Genomic DNA, 19,277 nt, shown 5'->3' on the forward strand with positions numbered 1-19,277 from the left:
GCATGCGCAGGCTGATCCGGCCTGCGCTGCTTCTGTCGGGCATCGCGTGCCTCGCCGCCGCGCCGCCCGTTCCCGCGCCGTGGCCGGCATCCCCGGCCGCGACGGCGGACCCCGCGCATTTCCCCGAAAGCGCGATGGTGCTGCGCGCCGCGATCGGCGAGGCGATCGAGCGCGATGACGGCGATGCGGTGGTCGCCGGCGTGGAAAGGCTTGCCGCGATGGGCGGCACCCTGAGCCTCGCCAGCCGCGCCCGCATCGCGCCCTTCCTCGCCCCTGGCGAGGAGGAGGCGCTTTCCGAAAAATTCGACGACAATGCCGATATCATCGCCCGCAGCGTGCTGGAGACGGAGGTGCCGGCCGAGCATCGCATCGTCGAGGGCATCGCCTGGGATGCGGCGACGAGGCGGCTGTTCGCGGGAACGGTGATCGACGGCCGGCTGCTTGTGCGGGAAGGGCGGAGCTGGCGGACAGTGCCGCTGGACGGCCCGGTCGGCGGCCTGTTCGGCATGGCGGTGGATGGTCCGCGCCGGATATTGTGGCTGACGTCGGGTCTGGCCGAGCAGGTGGCCGAGCCGCAGCGCGCCTTCCGGGGGCTGATCGCCGTCGATCTCGACAGGCTGGCGGTGGTGCGGCGGGTTCCGCTTGCCGGGGCGGGGTCCCCCGGCGACCTCGCCATAGGGGCGGACGGCAGCGTCTATGTGAGCAATGGCGAGACCGGGGCGATCCACGTCTGCCGGCCCGGATGCACGGCGCTTGTCGATCTGCTGCCGGCGGGGCGCTTCCGCAATCCGCAGGGGCTGGCATTATCCCGCGACGGCAAGCGGCTTTATATCGCCGATTATGGCTATGGGATCGCGCTGCTCGATCTGGCGAGCGGCGCGCTAACCCGCCTCGGCGCCGCGACTCCGGCGATGCTGGACGGGATAGACGGACTGGTCGCCTACAGGGATGCCCTGATCGCCATCCAGAACGGATCGATCCCGCGACGGATCATCCGCCTCCGGCTCGACCGCAAGGGGCGGGAAGTGCGCGCGGTGGACGTGCTGGAACGGGCCAATCCCGATTGGGGCGAACCGACGCTGGGTGCGATCGCGGACAAGCGGCTGATTTTCGTGGCGGACGGCCAGTGGGAACGCTTTTCGGCGCGCGGCGCGGCCATCGGCCGGGAGCCGCCGCGCGCGACCGCGATACGCGCGCTGCCGCTTGCGAACTGACCCCGAAAGCGCCGCCGGACTTTTGCGAATCATTCTCATGGCTTCGGACCTTGCTTCGCGGGTGCCGCATGCCTAGAAGCCGGGCCGAAAGGCCGAATAAGGCCGGTTTTGTTGGTTTCCGCGATTGTTCGAGCCGCCGGGGCGCCGGCCCGACTCGGATGTCGCTCAAGCGGAGATGAATCATGGCGTCGGTTGCCGCCGGATATCTGCCGATCCTGCTCTTCCTGGGCGTAGCGATCGTGCTTTCGGCCGCCTTCGTGGTGCTGCCGATCGTCGCGGCCAAGTTCACCGGGGCAGACAAGCCCAACCCGGAAAAGCTTGCCGAATATGAGTGCGGCTTCCCCGCGTTCGAGGACAGCCGGGCCCAGTTCGACGTGCGTTTCTACCTCGTCGCGATCCTGTTCATCATCTTCGATCTCGAGGCGGCCTTTCTCTATCCGTGGGCGGTATCGCTGGGCGCCATCGGCTTCGCCGGCTGGCTGGCCATGATGATCTTCCTGGCCGAGCTGACGCTCGGCTTCATCTATGCGTGGAAGAAGGGAGCGCTGGAATGGGAGTAGAACTTTCGGCGCAGCCCGGCGTCCGCGTGCCCACCGAGAACACGCCGCCGGACCAGGGCTTCTTCCTCGACCTCCAGTCCGAGGTGAACGACAAGGGCTTCCTCGTCACGTCGACCGAGGAGCTGTTCCAGTGGGCGCGCACCGGATCGCTCTGGTGGATGACCTTCGGTCTCGCCTGCTGCGCGGTGGAGATGATCCACGTCAACATGCCGCGTTACGACATGGAGCGGTTCGGCGCCGCGCCGCGCGCCTCCCCGCGCCAGTCGGACGTGATGATCGTCGCCGGCACGCTCTGCAACAAGATGGCGCCCGCGCTCCGCAAGGTCTATGACCAGATGTCGGAGCCCAAATATGTCATCTCGATGGGCTCGTGCGCCAATGGCGGCGGCTATTATCATTACAGCTATTCCGTGGTGCGCGGCTGCGACCGGATCGTGCCCGTGGACATCTACGTCCCCGGCTGTCCGCCGACCGCCGAGGCGCTGCTTTACGGCGTGATGCAGCTGCAGCGGAAGATCCGCCGCGAAGGGACGATCGAACGGTGAGCGCGCCTTATCCGAAATATGCCTCCAACGAGGGCGTGATCGACCAGGCGGCCGCCCTGCTGGGCGATCGGCTGGTCCGCGCGCGCGAGGAGGTGGGCGAGATCGCGCTCCACATCCGCCCGGAAGCGCTGGTGGAGGCGATGACCATCCTGCGCGATGGCCTGGCCTATCAGCAGCTGATGGAAATTGCCGGCGTCGACTGGCCGGATCGCGATCCGCGCTTCGAGGTGGTCTATTGCCTGCTCAGCGTGACGCGGAACCACCGCCTGCGCGTGCATGTGGCGGCCGACGACGTGACCCCGGTGCCGAGCGTGACCTCCATCTGGCCGGTGGCCGGCTGGCTGGAGCGCGAGGTTTACGACATGTATGGCGTGCTGTTCGCCGGCAATGCCGACCTGCGCCGCATCCTGACCGATTATGGCTTCAAGGGGCATCCGCAGCGCAAGGATTTCCCGCTGACGGGCTTCGTCGAGCTGCGCTATTCCGAAGAGCATAAGCGCGTCGTCTATGAGCCGGTGAAGCTGGCGCAGGATTTCCGCAGCTTCGACTTCATGAGCCCCTGGGAAGGCGCGGAATATGTGCTGCCCGGCGACGAGAAGGCCGAGCCGGAGGCGAAAGGCGCGCCGACGCCGCTGAAGGCCGATGAGGTCAAGAAGTGATGGCGACCGATTACGACACCCTGACCCCGGACACCGCCCAGACGGCGGGCGATCTGGAGATCCAGAATTATACGATCAACTTCGGCCCGCAGCACCCGGCCGCGCACGGCGTGCTGCGCCTGGTGCTGGAGATGGACGGCGAGATCGTCGAGCGCGCCGATCCGCATGTCGGCCTGCTCCATCGCGGCACCGAGAAGCTGATCGAATATAAGACCTATCTGCAGGCGCTGCCCTATTTCGACCGGCTGGACTATTGCTCCCCGCTCGGCATGGAGCACAGCTATGTGCTGGCGATCGAGAAGCTGCTGGGCCTCGAGGTGCCGGAACGCGCGCAATATCTGCGCGTGCTGTTCGCGGAGCTGACCCGCATCTGCAACCACATGCTGAACCTGGGCAGCCATGTGATGGACGTGGGCGCGATGACGCCGAACCTGTGGCTGTTCGAGCTACGCGAGGATTGCCTGGGCTTCTTCGAGCGCGCATCCGGCGCCCGCATGCACGCCGCCTGGTTCCGCCCCGGCGGCGTCCATCAGGACGTGCCGCTGAAGCTGCTGACCGACATCGGCGACTGGCTGGACACCCGCCTGCCGAGGCTGCTGGAGGACGCGATCAGCCTGGTCGCGGACAACCGCATCTTCAAGCAGCGCAACGTCGACATCGCCGTGGTTTCCAAGGAAGATGCCCTGAAATGGGGTTTCTCCGGCCCGATGATCCGTGGCTCGGGCATCCCCTGGGATATCCGCAAGAGCCAGCCTTACGATGCCTATGACAAGGTGGAGTTCGACGTGCCGGTCGGCACGAAGGGCGACTGCTATGATCGCTTCATGGTGCGCGTGGAGGAGGTCCGCCAGTCCGCCCGGATCATGAAGCAGTGCCTCCAGCAGATGCCGGAAGGCCCGATCGCGTCGCTCGACCGCAAGGTGGTGCCGCCCAAGCGCGGCGAGATGAAGCAGTCGATGGAAGCGCTGATCCATCACTTCAAGCTCTATACCGAGGGCTTCCACGTGCCGGCGGGCGAGGTTTACGTCGCAACGGAAAGCCCCAAGGGCGAGTTCGGCGTCTATCTGGTCGCCGACGGCACCAACAAGCCCTATCGCTGCAAGATCCGGCCGACCGCGTTCAGCCACCTGCAGGCGATGGACTTCATGGCCAAGGGGCACATGCTGGCCGACATCACCGCCATTCTGGGCTCGATGGATATCGTGTTCGGGGAGTGCGACCGGTGAGCGACGTCGCCACTCTCCTTTCCGCGGACGAGCGGATCGCGATCGCGACCCGGATGATCGAGGTCTACAACGCGCAGGATGCCGACACCTATGTGGCGTTCATGACCGACGACGCCTGCGAGGCGGGCTATCGCGGCGCCGTGCTGCGCGAGGGCAGGGAAGGCGTGCGTTCCGGCCTAAAGGCGATGTTCGCGCAATTCCCGCAGAACCGGGCCGATATCCTCGCGGGCTGGTGCCTGGGGGAGACGGTGGTGCTGCACGAGAAGGTCGCGCGCGCGCCGGACGGGGACAAGTTCGAGGTCATGTCCATCTATTCGTTTGAGGGCGACAAGGTGTCGCGCGTGGAGTTCATCCGGTAATGGCTGACGCAGCCCATATCCCCGACGAAGCCGAAACCCGCGCCCGCTGGGGCGATTTCGCGTGGTCCGAGGTCAACGAGGCCCGCGCGAAGGAGATTATCGGCCGCTATCCGCCGGGCCGCCAGCATTCGGCGATCATGCCGCTGCTCGATCTCGCCCAGCGCCAGGTCGGCGCCGAGACGAACACGCAGGGCTGGCTGCCGGTGCCGGTGATCGAGTTCGTCGCCAAGCAGATCGACATGCCCTATATCCGGGCGTTCGAGGTCGCGACCTTCTACACCATGTATAATCTGGCGCCGGTCGGCCGGTATCATGTGCAGGTCTGCGGCACGACGCCGTGCATGCTGCGCGGATCGGACGACGTGCTTTCCGCCTGCTACAAGAAGGGGCTGAAGAAGGGCCACACCACGCCCGACGGCCTGTTCACCCTGACCGAGGTGGAATGCCTGGGCGCGTGCGCCAACGCGCCGATGGTGCAGATCAACGACGACAATTACGAGGACCTGACCTTCGAGACGACGACCGCCGTGCTCGAAGCGCTGGCCCGGGGCGAGACGCCCAAGGCCGGCCCGCAGATCGACCGGCAGACGAGCTGCCCGGAAGGCGGGCCTTCGACGCTGAAGGAAATGGTTGCGGAAAACCACGATTATCGCGGGGAATGGGCATGAGCGACGCCATCGCGCCCCTGGCGGACAAGGACCGCATCTTCACCAACGTCTACGGCTTCCAGCCGTGGAACATCGACGCGGCGATGAAGCGCGGCGACTGGGACGACACCAAGGCGCTGCTGGCCCGCGGCCAGGATGCGATCATCGAGGAGATCAAGGCCTCCGGCCTGCGCGGCCGTGGCGGCGCGGGCTTCCCGACCGGCATGAAGTGGAGCTTCATGCCCAAGGAGAGCAAGGACGGCCGCCCGAGCTTCCTCGTCATCAACGCCGACGAATCCGAGCCCGGTTCCTGCAAGGACCGCGAGATCATCCGCCATGATCCGCACAAGCTGATCGAGGGCGCGCTGGTCGCGGGCTATGCGATGCGCGCGCGCGCGGCCTATATCTACATTCGCGGCGAGTTCATCCGCGAGGCGGAGACGCTGTTCGCGGCCGTGGCCGAAGCCTATGCCAAGGGCTTCCTGGGTAAGAATGCCTGCGGTTCGGGCTATGACTTCGACGTCTTCGTCCATCGCGGGGCGGGGGCCTATATCTGCGGCGAGGAAACCGCCCAGATCGAGAGCCTCGAGGGCAAGAAGGGCCAGCCGCGCCTGAAGCCGCCCTTCCCGGCGGGCGTCGGCCTCTATGGCTGCCCGACCACCGTGAACAATGTAGAATCGATCGCGGTCACGCCCACCATCCTCCGGCGCGGCGCCTCCTGGTTCTCCTCCTTCGGGCGGGAGAACAACAAGGGCACCAAGCTCTTCCAGATCAGCGGCCATGTGAACAAGCCGTGCGTGGTCGAGGAAAGCATGGGCATCAGCTTCCGCGAGCTGATCGAGCGCCATGCCGGCGGCATTCGCGGCGGGTGGGACAATCTGCTGGCGGTGATTCCCGGCGGTTCCTCGGTCCCGCTGGTGCCGGCCGCCCAGATCATGGACGCGCCGATGGATTTCGATGGCCTGCGCGGCCTCGGCTCCGGCCTCGGCACGGCGGCGGTGATCGTGATGGACAAGTCCACCGACATCGTCCGCGCGATCAGCCGGATCAGCTATTTCTACAAGCATGAGAGTTGCGGCCAGTGCACGCCGTGCCGCGAGGGCACCGGCTGGATGTGGCGCGTGATGGAACGGCTGCGCGAAGGCAATGCCGAACTGCACGAGATCGACATGCTGCAGGAAGTGACCAAGCAGGTCGAAGGCCACACCATCTGCGCGCTCGGCGACGCGGCGGCCTGGCCGATCCAGGGCCTGATCCGCCATTTCCGCCCGGAAATCGAGCGGCGCATCTATGAAGCAAAGGGCGTCGCCCTTCCGGTGGCGGCGGAGTAATTCGAATGCCCAAACTAACCGTCGATGGGATCGAGGTCGAAGTCCCCGCTGGCGCCACGGTGCTCCAGGCGTGCGAGGCTGCCGGCAAGGAAATCCCGCGTTTCTGCTATCATGAGCGGCTGTCGATCGCCGGCAACTGCCGGATGTGCCTGGTCGAGGTGAAGCCGGGGCCGCCCAAGCCGCAGGCTTCGTGCGCGCTGCCGGCCGCCGACAACCAGGAAATCCGCACCGACAGCGAGATGGTGAAGAAGGCGCGGGAAGGGGTGATGGAGTTCCTCCTCATCAACCACCCGCTCGACTGCCCGATCTGCGACCAGGGTGGCGAATGCGACCTGCAGGACCAGTCGATCGCCTATGGCCGCGGCAATTCCCGCTTCGCCGAGAACAAGCGGGCGGTGACCGAGAAATATATGGGTCCGATCGTCAAGACGGTCATGACCCGCTGCATCCAGTGCACGCGGTGCGTGCGCTTCGCCGAGGAAGTGGCCGGCGTGGAGGAGATCGGCGCGATCTATCGCGGCGAGAACATGCAGATCACCTCCTATCTGGAAAGGGCGGTGACGTCCGAGCTTTCGGGCAATGTCGTGGACCTCTGCCCCGTGGGCGCGCTGACGTCGAAGCCCTATGCCTTCGAGGCGCGGCCGTGGGAGCTGAAGAAGACCCCTTCGATCGACGTGATGGACGCGGTCGGCACCAATGTCCGCCTGGACAGCCGGGGCCGGCAGGTGCTGCGCGCGCTGCCGCGCATCAATGACGACGTGAACGAGGAATGGGCGTCGGACAAGACGCGCCACGCGGTGGACGGCCTGGTCCGGCGCCGGCTGGACAAGCCCTATGTGCGCCGCGACGGCCGCCTCATGGAGGCGACCTGGGGCGAGGCGTTCCAGATGATCGCGGACGTGAAGGCGGGCGCGAGCGTGGCCGCCATCGCCGGCGATCTCGTCGATTGCGAGACGATGTTCGCGGCCAGGGCGCTGGTCGGCGGCATGGGATCGGACCTGCTGGAAGGCCGGCAGACCGGGCTGGATTATGACTGCACCAATCTGGCGGCGGTCAATTTCAACTCCACCATCGCCGGCATCGAGACGGCAGACGCGCTGTTGATCGTCGGATCGAACGTCCGCTGGGAAGCGCCGCTGGTCAACACCCGCATCCGCAAGGCGGTGAAGAAGGGCGCCAAGGTGTTCGCGATCGGCCCCGAGGTCGACCTCACCTATCCGGTGACCTGGCTGGGCAACGATCTGTCGCTGCTGGGCAATCTGCCGCAGGAGGTGAAGGATACCTTCGCCAAGGCGCAGCGCCCCGCGCTGATCCTGGGCGGCGGCGGTCTGAAGGCCGGCGCGCAGGGCGCAACGCTGGCGCTGGTCGGCCCGCTGGGCCTGATCCGCGAAGGCTGGAACGGCTATAACGTCCTCCACATGGCGGCTTCGCGCATGGGCGGGCTGATGCTGGGCTATGCGCAGCCGGGCGGCATCGCGGCCGTCGCGGCCAAGGCGCCGAAGCTCGTCTTCCTGCTGGGCGCGGACGAGGTTTCCGACGATCGCTTCGCCGGCAGCTTCAAGGTCTATGTCGGCCACCATGGCGATCGCGGCGCGGCCCAGGCCGACGTGATCCTGCCGGCCGCCGCCTATACCGAGAAGAGCGGCACCTATGTGAACCTGGAAGGCCGGGTGCAGCGCGGCGACCGGGCGGTGTTCCCGCCGGGCGACGCGCGCGAGGACTGGGCGATCTTCCGCGCCCTTTCCGACGTGCTGGGCCACACCCTGCCGTTCGATACGCTGGACGCGCTCCGCGTGGCGATGGCGGCGGCGGTGCCGGCGCTGGGCGAGCAGGGGCTTGCGGCCTATGACTGGGCGCCGCCGGCGCTCGATGCCGCCGCGTCCGGCACGATCGGCTATCCGATCGCCGACTTCTACCTCACCAACCCGATCGCGCGGGCGAGCGCCACGATGGAGCGCTGCTCGGCCGAGCTGATCCATGGGCATAGCTTCGCGGAGGCCGCGGAATGACCGCTTGGTTCCAGGGCGTTCTCGGCTACGGCCTCGGCTGGTTCGTCGCGACGCTGATCCTGATCCTGATGATCGCGCTGCCGCTGATGCTGGCGGTGGCGATGATCATCTATGCCGACCGCAAGATCTGGGCGGCGATGGCGCTGCGCCGCGGCCCCAACGTCGTCGGGCCGTTCGGCCTGCTCCAGTCCTTCGCCGACGGCCTCAAGGTCTTCCTGCAGGAAACCATCATCCCGTCCGCCGCCAATCGCGGGCTCTTCCTGCTGGCGCCGATCATCACCTTCACCATCGCGCTTATCGGCTGGGCGGTGATCCCGTTCGGGCCGGATATGGTGCTGGCCAACATCAATGTCGGCCTGCTCTACATCCTCGCGGCATCCTCGCTTGGCGTTTATGGCGTGATTCTCGCGGGTTGGGCCTCGAACTCCAAATATCCCTTCTATTCCGCCATCCGTGCCGCCGCGCAGATGGTGAGCTATGAAGTGTCGATCGGCTTCGTGCTGATCTCGGTGGTGCTATGGGCCGGCACGTTCAACCTATCCGGCATCATCGATGCGCAGCGGGCGCATGTCTTCGGCTTCATCAACGGCTTCGGCTTCAACCCGTTGCTGTTCCCGATGGCGGTGGTGTTCCTGATTTCCGCCATGGCCGAAACCGCGCGCGCGCCGTTCGACCTGACCGAGGCGGAAAGCGAGATCGTCGCCGGCTACCAGACCGAATATTCGTCCATGGCCTTCGCGCTGTTCTGGCTGGGCGAATATGGCAACGTGCTGCTGATGTGCGCGCTGAACGCCGTGCTGTTCTGGGGCGGCTGGCTGCCCCCGATCGACTGGGCGCCGCTCTACGCCATCCCCGGCATCTTCTGGATGCTCGCGAAGATCCTGTTCTTCTTCTTCGTCTTCTCCTGGGTGAAGGCCACGGTCCCGCGCTACCGCTACGACCAGCTGATGCGGCTGGGCTGGAAGATCTTCCTGCCGCTGTCGCTGCTGTGGGTGTTCATCGTTTCCGGGTGGCTGATGCTCACCCGCTATTCGGGCGTGCTGTCATGAGCCTCGCGCATTATGTAAAGACCTTCACCCTCTGGGAGTTCGTGAAGGCGCACTGGCTGACCTTGAAGTATTTCTTCAAGCCCAAGGCGACGATCAACTACCCGTTCGAGAAGAACCCGCTTTCGCCCCGGTTCCGTGGCGAGCATGCGCTGCGCCGTTACCCCAATGGCGAGGAGCGCTGCATCGCGTGCAAGCTGTGCGAGGCGATCTGCCCGGCGCAGGCGATCACGATCGAGGCCGAGCCGCGCGACGACGGCAGCCGCCGCACCACGCGCTACGACATCGACATGACGAAGTGCATCTATTGCGGTTTCTGCCAGGAAGCCTGCCCGGTGGACGCCATCGTCGAGGGGCCGAATTTCGAATATGCCACGGAGACGCGCGAGGAGCTGATCTACGACAAGGCGAAGCTGCTTTCGAACGGGGATCGCTGGGAAAGCGCCATCGCCGCGAACATTGCCGCCGATGCGCCGTATCGGTAATGACCAGCGCATTCCAACCTCGCCTTCCGGGCACCCGCTCTTTCCGGGCGAAGCCGCGGGATGTGACCGCAGTGCAACGTGTCTCGATTTCGACGGGCACGAACGGGGAAGTGGTATCGTAAAGTGATTCAGACGATCGCCTTCTATCTTTTCGCCATCATGGTGATCGCATCCGGGGTGCTCACCGTGACCGCGCGGAACCCGGTGCACTCGGTGCTCTGGCTCATCCTCGCCTTCTTCAACGCGGCGGGGCTGATGGTTCTCGTCGGCGCTGAATTCATCGCGATGCTGCTCGTCATCGTCTATGTCGGCGCGGTCGCGGTGCTGTTCCTGTTCGTGGTCATGATGCTGAACATCGATTTCGCGGAACTGCGCGCCGGTGTCGCCCGCTACGCGCCCCTGGGCGTGCTGCTGGGCCTGGTGCTGCTGGCCGAGATCGTGTTCGCCACCGCCGCCTGGAACGCGGGCGCGATCGACATGGCGCGCGCCGCCGCCCCGATCCCGGCCGAAGTGCCGAACATCGAGGCGCTCGGCACCGTGATCTACACGCGCTACCTCTACATCTTCGAGGCTGCCGGCCTCGTGCTGCTCGTGGCGATGATCGGCGCGATCGTGCTGACCCATCGCGCCCGCGGCGGCACCCGCCCGCAGAACGTGGCCGATCAGGTCAAGCGTCGTCCCGAGGATGCGGTGCGCAACGTCAACCAGCCTATCGGGCAGGGAGTGGAGCTGTGATCGGCATCCAGCATTATCTGGTCGTTTCGGCGATCCTGTTCGTGACGGGGGTGTTCGGCATCTTCCTCAACCGGAAGAACGTGATCATCATCCTGATGGCGATCGAGCTGATCCTGCTCAGCGTGAACATCAACCTGGTGGCCTTCTCCGCCTTCCTCGGTGATCTCGTCGGCCAGGTGTTCGCCATGTTCGTGCTGACGGTGGCCGCCGGCGAGGCGGCGATCGGCCTTGCCATTCTCGTAATCTATTTCCGCGGCCGCGGCACGATCGCTGTCGACGACATCAACCGGATGAAGGGATGATGGTGGATCTTCGCGTAGAGCTCCCCTCCCGCCTGCGGGAGGGCGGACGGTGATCAAGCTCATCGTTTTCCTGCCGCTGCTCGCGGCGATCATCGCCGGCCTCGGCAATCGCATGATCGGCAACGTCGCCGCCAAGGCGGTGACGACCGGTGCGCTGTTCGTTTCCTGCGCGCTTTCCTGGCCGATCTTCCTGGGCTTCCTCGGCGGCAGCGCCGAAGCCTATGTCGAGCCGGTGCTGACCTTCATCCGTTCCGGCGGCCTTTCGGTCGACTGGTCGCTGCGCGTCGATACGCTGACGGCGGTGATGCTGGTGGTGGTCACCACCGTTTCCAGCCTCGTCCACCTGTATAGCTGGGGCTATATGGCGGAGGACGACAGCCAGCCGCGCTTCTTCGCCTATCTGTCGCTCTTCACCTTCGCCATGCTGATGCTGGTGACGGCCGACAGCCTGGTGCAGATGTTCTTCGGCTGGGAAGGCGTGGGCCTGGCTTCCTACCTGCTGATCGGCTTCTGGTATCACAAGCCGAGCGCCAAGGCGGCCGCGATCAAGGCGTTCGTGGTCAACCGCGTCGGCGATTTCGGCTTCTCGCTGGGCATTTTCGCCACCTTCCTGGTGTTCGGCACGGTTTCGATCCCGGCGATCCTGGAAGCGGCGCCCGGCATGGCCGGTTCGACCATCGGCTTCCTGGGCCACCGTGTCGACACGATGACGCTGATCTGCCTGCTGCTGTTCGTGGGCGCGATGGGCAAGTCCGCCCAGCTCGGCCTTCACACCTGGTTGCCGGACGCGATGGAAGGCCCGACCCCGGTGTCGGCGCTGATCCACGCGGCGACGATGGTCACGGCCGGCGTGTTCATGGTGTGCCGCCTGTCGCCGATGTTCGAGACCAGCCAGGTCGCGCTGAACGTCGTCACCTATGTCGGCGCCGCCACCGCCTTCTTCGCGGCGACGGTGGGCACGACGCAGACCGACATCAAGCGCGTGATCGCTTATTCGACCTGCTCGCAGCTCGGCTACATGTTCTTCGCGGCGGGCGTGGGCGCCTATGGCGCGGCGATGTTCCACCTGTTCACGCACGCCTTCTTCAAGGCGCTGCTGTTCCTGGGCGCGGGCTCGGTGATCCATGCCATGCACCATGAACAGGACATGCGCTTCTATGGCGGCCTGCGGAAGCATATCCCGCTCACTTTCTGGGCGATGATGGCCGGCACGCTGGCGATCACCGGCGTGGGCGTGGCCGGCCTGTTCGGCTTCGCGGGCTTCTATTCGAAGGATGCGATCATCGAGGCGGCCTTCGCCAGCGGATCGACCGCGGGCGGCCTGGCCTTCTTCGTCGGCGTGTTCGCGGCGCTGCTCACCAGCTTCTATTCGTGGCGCCTGATGTTCCTCACCTTTTTCGGCAAGCCGCGCTGGGCGGGGTCGGAGCATATCCAGCACGCCGTTCACGATGCGCATGGCCACGGCCATGACCATCATGACGCGCCGTCCGAGGAAGATGCCGGCCACGATGCCCATGCGCATGACGCCGGCATCGATCAGGTGAAGCACGGCACCGCCGGCTATCACCCGCATGAAAGCCCGTGGCCGATGCTGCTGCCGCTGGTGGTGCTGACGCTGGGCGCGGTGCTTGCGGGCTTCATCTTCCACCTGCCGTTCCTCGATGCCGAGCATGGCGCGGAGTTCTGGAAGGGCAGCCTCGCGTTCGACAGCCACCTGATGCATGCGATGCACGGCGTGCCGCTGTGGGTGAAGCTTTCGGCGACGGTGGTGATGATCACGGGCCTGCTGATCGCGATCTGGGCCTATCTGATCGACACGACGATCCCGGCGCGCTTCACGGCGACGTTCCGCGTCCTCTACGACTTCCTTCTGCACAAATGGTATTTCGACGAGCTTTACGATTTCCTCTTCGTCCGTCCGGCCTTCGCGCTCGGCCGCTTCTTCTGGAAGCGGGGTGACCAGGGGACGATCGACCGCTTCGGCCCCGATGGCGTCGCGCACGTCATCGTCGGCGGCGGCGCGCTCACCCGCCGGCTCCAATCCGGCTATGTCTATACCTATGCGCTGGTGATGCTGCTCGGCCTCGCGGCCGCGGCGACCTGGGCGATGGCGGGCTGATAAGAATATGACGGGCTTTCCCATCCTTACCCTGATGATCGCGCTGCCGGTGCTGGCGGCGCTGGCCTGCCTGTTCCAGAATGCGCAGGGCGCGCGCTGGACGGCATTGCTGACGACCTTCGTCGAGCTGGCGCTGGGCATCATCCTCTGGATCAACTTCGATCCGGCGGGCGCGCAGTGGCAGTTCGTGGAGCATGTCGACCTGTTCGGCCGCTTCTCCTGGGCGCTGGGCATCGACGGCATCGCGCTGATGCTGATCGTGCTCTCCGTCTTCCTGATGCCGATCTGCATCGGCGCGTCGTGGGAGGCGATCGAGAAGCGCGTGCCGGAATATATGGCCGCCTTCCTGCTGATGGAGGCGCTGATGATCGGCGTCTTCGCGGCGCAGGACCTGTTCCTGTTCTACATCTTCTTCGAAGCCGGCCTGATCCCGATGTATCTCATCATCGGTATCTGGGGCGGCGCGGACCGGATCTACGCCAGCTACAAATTCTTCCTCTACACGCTGCTCGGCTCGGTGCTGATGCTGGTGGCGATGCTGTGGATGGCGCAGGAAGCCGGCACCACCGACATCCCGACGCTGATGGCCTATGACTTCCCCGTCGAGGCGCAGACCTGGCTGTTCCTGGCCTTCTTCGCCTCCTTCGCGGTGAAGATGCCGATGTGGCCGGTCCACACCTGGCTGCCCGACGCGCACGTGCAGGCGCCGACGGCGGGTTCGGTGATTCTGGCCGGCGTGCTGCTGAAGATGGGCGGTTACGGCTTTATCCGCTTCTCGCTGCCGATGTTCCCGGAAGCCTCCGTCCAGATGTTCTGGCTGGTGATGGGCCTCAGCATGGTGGCTGTCGTCTACACCTCGCTCGTCGCGCTGGTACAGACCGACATGAAGAAGCTGATCGCTTATTCCTCGGTCGCGCACATGGCGTTCGTCACCATCGGCCTGTTCGCGTTCAGCCGGCAGGGCCTGGAAGGCGCGATGCTGGTGATGCTGAGCCACGGCCTGGTTTCGGGCGCGCTCTTCCTCTGCGTGGGCGTGATCTACGATCGCCTCCACACGCGGGAGATCGAGCGTTACGGCGGCCTGGCCGATAACATGCCGAAATATGCGCTGTTCTTCATGCTGTTCACCATGGCTTCGGTCGGCCTGCCGGGCACGTCCGGCTTCGTCGGCGAGTTCCTGAGCCTGGTGGGCGCCTATCAGGCGAGCAGCTGGGTGGCCTTCGTCGCGACGACGGGCGTCATTCTCGGCGCCTGCTACATGCTCTATCTCTATGCGCGGGTCTGCTACGGCAAGCTCGACAAGGCGGATGTCGCCGCGATGCCCGATCTTTCGGCGCGCGAGATCGCCCTGCTGCTGCCGATCGGCCTCGCCGTGCTCTGGATGGGCGTCTATCCGGAAAGCTTCCTGAAGCCGATCCGCCGCGACATCGGCGTCGTCGTCGCCCGCATGGAAAAGACCGGTTTCACCGGCGACGCACATGTCACCGCCGGCAAGCCCGTTATTCCCGCTGCCGCCGCGCATGAAGGGGCGCACCACTGATGCCTGTTACCCAGTCCCTCGCGCTCACTCTGCCTGAGCTTATCCTTTCCCTCGGCTCGCTCGTGCTGCTGATGGTCGCGGCCTTTGCCGGCGACAAGGCGACGAAGGCGATCAGCTGGGGCGCCGTCGCGCTGTTCGCGGCCGCCGCCCTGGCGCTGCTCGGCCCGGCGGGCCATGGCGGCTCCGCCTTCGACGGCCTCTATCAGGCGGACAGCTTCTCCTCCTTCGCCAAGCTGCTGATCTATATCGCGGCCGCGATAACGCTGATCGTGGCACCCAACTTCTTCGAGCGGAACGGCAATGTCCGCGCCGAATATCCGATCCTGATCCTGCTTTCGGGCGTGGGCATGGGCATGATGGTTTCGGCGACCGACCTGCTGACGCTCTATGTCGGCCTCGAGCTGCAGAGCCTTGCCGCCTATGTGCTGGCGAGCTTCATGCGGCGCGATACGCGGTCGGCCGAAGCGGGCCTCAAATATTTCGTCCTCGGCGCGCTCGCCTCGGGCATCCTGCTCTACGGCATCTCGCTGCTCTACGGCTTCACCGGCACCACGGCGTTTGAAGGCGTCGCGGCCGCATTCGGCGACGGGCTGGGCATGGGCGAGATGTTCGGGCTGGTCTTCGTGCTCGCGGGCCTCGCCTTCAAGATTTCGGCCGTGCCGTTCCACATGTGGACGCCGGACGTGTATGAAGGCGCGCCGACCCCGGTGACCGCCTTCTTCGCGACGGCGCCAAAGGTGGCGGCGATGGCGCTGCTCACCCGCGTCACCATCGAGGCGATGGGCGGCGCGACCGATGCGTGGCGCCAGATCGTGATCTTCGCGGCGCTCGCCTCGACGATCCTGGGCGGCGTCGCCGCGATCGGCCAGACCAACATTAAGCGCCTGCTGGCTTATTCCTCGATCAACAATGTCGGCTTTGTGCTGTTCGGCCTCGCCGCCGGCACGCAGGACGGCGTGGCCGCGGTGATGACCTACCTCGCCGTCTATGTCGCGATGACGGTTGGCAGCTTCCTCTGCGTCCTCCAGATGCGCGACGAGAGCGGCCAGCCGGTCGAGACGATCGCCAGCCTTTCCGGCCTGTCGCGCACGCGGCCGGCGCTGGCGGCGGCGTTCGCGATCTTCATGTTCTCGCTGGCCGGCATCCCGCCGCTCTTCGGCTTCTGGCCGAAGTTCCTGGTGTTCGATGCGCTGGTCGGCGTCGGCATGTGGCCGCTGGCGATGATCGGTATTGCCACCTCGGTGATCGGCGCCTTCTATTATCTGAAGATCGTCAAGACGATCTATTTCGATGATCCCGCCCCGGCCTTCGCGCCGGCGGAAAGCAAGCTGGAAGGCGGGCTGATCGCGCTCTCCGCGCTGTTCGTCTCGCCGCTCGGCTACCTTGCCATTCCGGCGCTGGGGGCGGCGAGCATGGCGGCGGCGCGGGCGCTGTTCTGATCGCCGACATCCGCACGATAAAGGCGACGGGATCGACCAACGACGACGTCGCCGCGCTCGCCCGTGCCGGCCAGCCCGAGGGTTTCTGGCTCCGTGCCGAAACCCAGACGGGCGGGCGCGGGCGCCACGGGCGGGCCTGGCAGTCGCCGCCGGGCAATCTTTATGCGAGCACCATCGTCCGCCTGGCGCCCGGCGATCCTTCGCCCGCCACGCTGGCGATGGTCGCGGCGCTCGCGCTGCATCAGGTGGCGCTCGCTTATGGCGGGGAAGGGCGCACCGCCCTCAAATGGCCGAACGACCTGCTGCTCGACGGCGCGAAGCTTTCGGGTATCCTGCTCGAGTCCTGCGACGGCGCGATCGTCATCGGCTTCGGCGTCAACCTCGCGCATCGCCCCGAGGGGCTCGACCGCACCACGGCGAGCTTTGCCGCCGCGGGCCTGGGCGCGCCCGATCCCGATGCCTTTCTGGTCGATCTGGCCGACGCCTTCGCCCGCTGGCTGGGGCGCTGGCGCAACGAGGGGCTGGCCGCCATCCGCCGCGAATGGCTGGCGCGCGCCCATCCGCCGGGAACCCCGCTCCGCACCACCGGACCGGATGGGCAGGTGGTGGACGGCCTGTTCGAAGGGCTCGACGAAAGCGGCGCGCTGAAGCTTCGTCTGGCCGACGGCAGCGTGCATCTGCTCCACGCCGGCGACGTTTTCCTGATATAGGGCTCGACCGGCCAAGCGAATCCCGGCCTGGACCGGATAGATGGATTGGATTTCCCCGAAAGTGACGACACCCGGTAACGAATTGCTTTTCCTCGCCCTCGGCGGCTCCGGGGAGATTGGCATGAACGTCAATCTCTACGGCACGCAGGGCAAGTGGCTGATGGTCGATCTCGGCCTTACCTTCGCCGATCCGGCTTATCCGGGCATCGACCTGATCCTGCCGGATCTGGAGTTCATCGAGCAGCGGGCCAAGGATCTCGTCGGCATCGTCCTCACCCACGGGCATGAGGATCATATCGGCGCCATCCCCTATCTGGCGGCGGACCTGGGCGTGCCGCTCTATGCCACGCCCTTCACCGCCGGCCTGATCCGCGGCAAGCTGGACGAGGAGGGGCTGGGCGACAAGGTGAAGCTGCATGTGATCGATCAGGAAGGCAGCTTCCGGGTCGGCCCGTTCGGCGTCAGCTATATCCCGCTCGCCCATTCGATCCCCGAAGGCAATGCGCTGCTGATCGATACGCCCTATGGCCGCATCTTCCACACCGGCGACTGGAAGCTGGACGACGAGCCGCTGCTCGGCACGCCATCCACCGCCGCCGAGCTGGAGGCGATCGGCGACGAGGGCGTGCTGGCGCTGGTCTGCGATTCCACCAATGTCTTCAACGAGGACGCCTCGGGCTCCGAAGCCGCCGTGCGCGAGGGGCTGGACGGGGTGATCGCCGAGGCGAAGGGCCGCGTGCTCGTCACCACCTTCGCCTCCAACGCGGCGCGGGTGCAGACGCTGGGGCAGGTGGCGCGGGATACCGGCCGCCAGCTCTGCGTGGCCGGCCGCTCGCTGGATCGGATCATCAAGGTCGCCAAGGCGTGCGGCTATCTGGGCGATTTTCCCGATACGGTGGATTTCGAAACCGCGATGCGGCTGCCGCCGTCCGAGGTGATGATCGTCGCGACCGGCGGGCAGGGGGAATCGCGCGCGGCGCTGGCGCGGATCGCCTTCGACAGCCACCCGATCAAGCTTTCGGAAGGCGACACGGTCGTCTTCTCCTCGAAGCAGATCCCCGGCAACGAGATCGCGATCGGCCGCATCCAGAACAGGCTGGCCGAGCGCGGGATATTGATGGTCACCGATCGGCAGGCGCACGTCCATGTCTCGGGCCATCCGGGTCGGCCCGAGCTGGAGCTGATGTATAAGTGGATTCGGCCGGAGATCATCCTGCCCGTCCATGGCGAGATGCGGCACATGGCGGAACAGGCGCGGTTCGCGGCCTCCTGCGGCGTGCCGCGCGGCATCGTCCAGCAGAACGGCCAGGTCATCCGGCTTGCGCCCGATGGGCCGGAGCTGGTGGGGCATGAGCGCACCGGCCGCCTCGTGCTGGATGGCGACGTGATCCTGCCGGCCGACGGCGCCACGCTGAACGAGCGGCGGCGGATTTCGCTGCATGGCTTCATTTCCGCCACGGTTGTGCTGGATGCGAGGGGGAATGTGCGGGGCGAGCCCGCGATCGCGATTCAGGGCGTGCCGGTGGAGGAGGATCGCGAGGATTTCCTGGCCGATGCGCGCCTCGCGGCGGCGGAGGCGGCGACGGACGGCCCGAAGGACGAGGCCAAGCTGCGCGAGGCGATCCGCCTGGCGGTGCGCCGCCGCGCAACGCAATGGACCGGCAAGAAGCCGATCGTCGACGTTTCGATCATCCGCGTCTGAAGGGAGGGGCGGCAGTGAAATTCACGTCCATATTGGCGATCTACTCGCTGTTCTGGGCCATGAGCTTCTTTCTGGTGCTGCCCTTTCGCCCCCGCACGGCGGGCGCGCCCGAACCGCGCATCGCCGGCCAGGCGGACAGCGCGCCGCCGCGCTTCAGCTTCGCCAAGGCATGTTTCTGGACCACGATCGTCTCGGCCGTGCTGTTCGGCCTGTTCTACGCCAATTATGTCTATGGCTGGCTTGGCGTGCAGTCGCTCGATTTCTTCTCGACGGCCGATCGGCGGGTCTGATCCCGGGGGAAGGGCGCGCGCCCTTCCCGATCCGTCACTTATAGTGGCGGCGGCCTTTCTTATCGATGTAATATTTGCGGCCGTCGCTGTCGCGATACCATTCGCGGCCCTTGTCGTCCTTGCCTAGCGCGCCGACCACGGCACCGCCGGCCGCGCCGATCAGCGCGCCTTCGCCGGTCGATATGCCCGGAACCACCGCGCCGACGACCGCGCCACCCGCACCGCCGATCGCCGCGCCTTTCACCACCCGCTTGCCGTCTCCGGCGCAGGCGGTGGTCGCGAGCGCGAGGCTGGATGCCAGCAGCAAACCCGTCGCCATAGGGGAGAATTTCGCCATTCTTCGTCTCCTCGCCATTCGA

The 19,277-nt window shown here is 66.2% G+C and carries 20 protein-coding genes; 19 read left to right on the plus strand and 1 reads right to left on the minus strand.

Annotation, left to right across the window (positions count from 1 at the left end; all coding sequences use genetic code 11):
• Positions 1 to 2: 2 nt before the first annotated feature.
• The 19 genes from CV103_RS19545 to CV103_RS19635 all read left to right on the plus strand — a co-directional run bounded on the left by CV103_RS19545 (position 3) and on the right by CV103_RS19635 (position 18,918).
• Entirely contained in the window at positions 3 to 1,214 is a 1,212-nt protein-coding gene (locus tag CV103_RS19545) for an SMP-30/gluconolactonase/LRE family protein (RefSeq protein ID WP_107395862.1), read from the plus strand.
• 182 nt (positions 1,215 to 1,396) lie between these two features.
• Positions 1,397 to 1,774, plus strand: a complete 378-nt coding sequence (gene ndhC, locus CV103_RS19550; RefSeq protein WP_015456783.1) for an NADH-quinone oxidoreductase subunit A — start codon at positions 1,397 to 1,399, stop codon at positions 1,772 to 1,774.
• On the plus strand, positions 1,765 to 2,319 hold the full coding sequence (locus tag CV103_RS19555; protein ID WP_015456784.1) for a NuoB/complex I 20 kDa subunit family protein: 555 nt from the start codon (positions 1,765 to 1,767) through the stop codon (positions 2,317 to 2,319). Before ndhC ends, CV103_RS19555 begins: the two co-directional genes overlap by 10 nt.
• Positions 2,316 to 2,978, plus strand: coding sequence for an NADH-quinone oxidoreductase subunit C (locus CV103_RS19560; RefSeq protein ID WP_107395863.1), 663 nt, complete (start codon positions 2,316 to 2,318; stop codon positions 2,976 to 2,978). Before CV103_RS19555 ends, CV103_RS19560 begins: the two co-directional genes overlap by 4 nt.
• Positions 2,978 to 4,204, plus strand: a complete 1,227-nt coding sequence (locus tag CV103_RS19565; protein ID WP_107395864.1) for an NADH-quinone oxidoreductase subunit D — start codon at positions 2,978 to 2,980, stop codon at positions 4,202 to 4,204. The genes CV103_RS19560 and CV103_RS19565 overlap by 1 nt, the downstream gene beginning before the upstream one ends.
• Positions 4,205 to 4,257: 53 nt before the next feature.
• Entirely contained in the window at positions 4,258 to 4,563 is a 306-nt protein-coding gene (locus CV103_RS19570; protein ID WP_107395916.1) for a nuclear transport factor 2 family protein, read from the plus strand.
• A complete protein-coding gene (locus CV103_RS19575) occupies positions 4,563 to 5,231 on the plus strand; it encodes a complex I 24 kDa subunit family protein (RefSeq protein WP_107395865.1) in 669 nt (222 codons plus the stop codon). The genes CV103_RS19570 and CV103_RS19575 overlap by 1 nt, the downstream gene beginning before the upstream one ends.
• On the plus strand, positions 5,228 to 6,541 hold the full coding sequence (nuoF, locus tag CV103_RS19580; RefSeq protein WP_041865013.1) for an NADH-quinone oxidoreductase subunit NuoF: 1,314 nt from the start codon (positions 5,228 to 5,230) through the stop codon (positions 6,539 to 6,541). Before CV103_RS19575 ends, nuoF begins: the two co-directional genes overlap by 4 nt.
• Before the next feature lie 5 nt (positions 6,542 to 6,546).
• Complete coding sequence (nuoG, locus tag CV103_RS19585) at positions 6,547 to 8,550, plus strand: NADH-quinone oxidoreductase subunit NuoG (protein WP_107395866.1); 2,004 nt, start codon at positions 6,547 to 6,549, stop codon at positions 8,548 to 8,550.
• Complete coding sequence (nuoH, locus tag CV103_RS19590) at positions 8,547 to 9,599, plus strand: NADH-quinone oxidoreductase subunit NuoH (RefSeq protein WP_015456791.1); 1,053 nt, start codon at positions 8,547 to 8,549, stop codon at positions 9,597 to 9,599. The genes nuoG and nuoH overlap by 4 nt, the downstream gene beginning before the upstream one ends.
• Positions 9,596 to 10,081 carry an NADH-quinone oxidoreductase subunit NuoI gene (gene nuoI, locus CV103_RS19595; protein WP_015456792.1) on the plus strand — a complete coding sequence of 162 codons (486 nt, stop codon included), beginning with the start codon at positions 9,596 to 9,598 and terminating at the stop codon, positions 10,079 to 10,081. Before nuoH ends, nuoI begins: the two co-directional genes overlap by 4 nt.
• 123 nt (positions 10,082 to 10,204) lie before the next feature.
• Positions 10,205 to 10,816 (plus strand): NADH-quinone oxidoreductase subunit J, encoded by a 612-nt coding sequence (locus tag CV103_RS19600; protein WP_015456793.1) that lies wholly within the window; start codon positions 10,205 to 10,207, stop codon positions 10,814 to 10,816.
• The gene (nuoK, locus tag CV103_RS19605) at positions 10,813 to 11,118 is read left to right on the plus strand and encodes an NADH-quinone oxidoreductase subunit NuoK (protein WP_015456794.1); all 306 of its coding nucleotides are present in this window, start codon (positions 10,813 to 10,815) and stop codon (positions 11,116 to 11,118) included. Before CV103_RS19600 ends, nuoK begins: the two co-directional genes overlap by 4 nt.
• A 49-nt stretch (positions 11,119 to 11,167) precedes the next feature.
• On the plus strand, positions 11,168 to 13,237 hold the full coding sequence (gene nuoL, locus CV103_RS19610) for an NADH-quinone oxidoreductase subunit L (RefSeq protein WP_015456795.1): 2,070 nt from the start codon (positions 11,168 to 11,170) through the stop codon (positions 13,235 to 13,237).
• A gap of 7 nt (positions 13,238 to 13,244) precedes the next feature.
• Positions 13,245 to 14,777, plus strand: coding sequence for an NADH-quinone oxidoreductase subunit M (locus CV103_RS19615; protein ID WP_015456796.1), 1,533 nt, complete (start codon positions 13,245 to 13,247; stop codon positions 14,775 to 14,777).
• Positions 14,777 to 16,216: an NADH-quinone oxidoreductase subunit NuoN gene (gene nuoN, locus CV103_RS19620; RefSeq protein ID WP_015456797.1), complete on the plus strand. Its 1,440-nt coding sequence runs from the start codon at positions 14,777 to 14,779 to the stop codon at positions 16,214 to 16,216. The genes CV103_RS19615 and nuoN overlap by 1 nt, the downstream gene beginning before the upstream one ends.
• On the plus strand, positions 16,213 to 16,926 hold the full coding sequence (locus CV103_RS19625) for a biotin--[acetyl-CoA-carboxylase] ligase (protein WP_425443916.1): 714 nt from the start codon (positions 16,213 to 16,215) through the stop codon (positions 16,924 to 16,926). The genes nuoN and CV103_RS19625 overlap by 4 nt, the downstream gene beginning before the upstream one ends.
• Before the next feature lie 121 nt (positions 16,927 to 17,047).
• Positions 17,048 to 18,628 (plus strand): ribonuclease J, encoded by a 1,581-nt coding sequence (locus CV103_RS19630; RefSeq protein ID WP_245896954.1) that lies wholly within the window; start codon positions 17,048 to 17,050, stop codon positions 18,626 to 18,628.
• A 14-nt stretch (positions 18,629 to 18,642) separates the two neighbouring features.
• The gene (locus tag CV103_RS19635) at positions 18,643 to 18,918 is read left to right on the plus strand and encodes a DUF1467 family protein (RefSeq protein ID WP_015456800.1); all 276 of its coding nucleotides are present in this window, start codon (positions 18,643 to 18,645) and stop codon (positions 18,916 to 18,918) included.
• 34 nt (positions 18,919 to 18,952) lie between these two features.
• On the opposite strand, the gene CV103_RS19640 is transcribed toward CV103_RS19635, so the two are convergent.
• Positions 18,953 to 19,255: a YMGG-like glycine zipper-containing protein gene (locus tag CV103_RS19640; RefSeq protein WP_015456801.1), complete on the minus strand. Its 303-nt coding sequence runs from the start codon at positions 19,253 to 19,255 to the stop codon at positions 18,953 to 18,955.
• Positions 19,256 to 19,277: the final 22 nt, after the last annotated feature.

It is taken from the genome of Edaphosphingomonas fennica, from assembly GCF_003034225.1.
GTDB classification, from domain to species: Bacteria; Pseudomonadota; Alphaproteobacteria; order Sphingomonadales; family Sphingomonadaceae; genus Sphingomonas_E; species Sphingomonas_E fennica.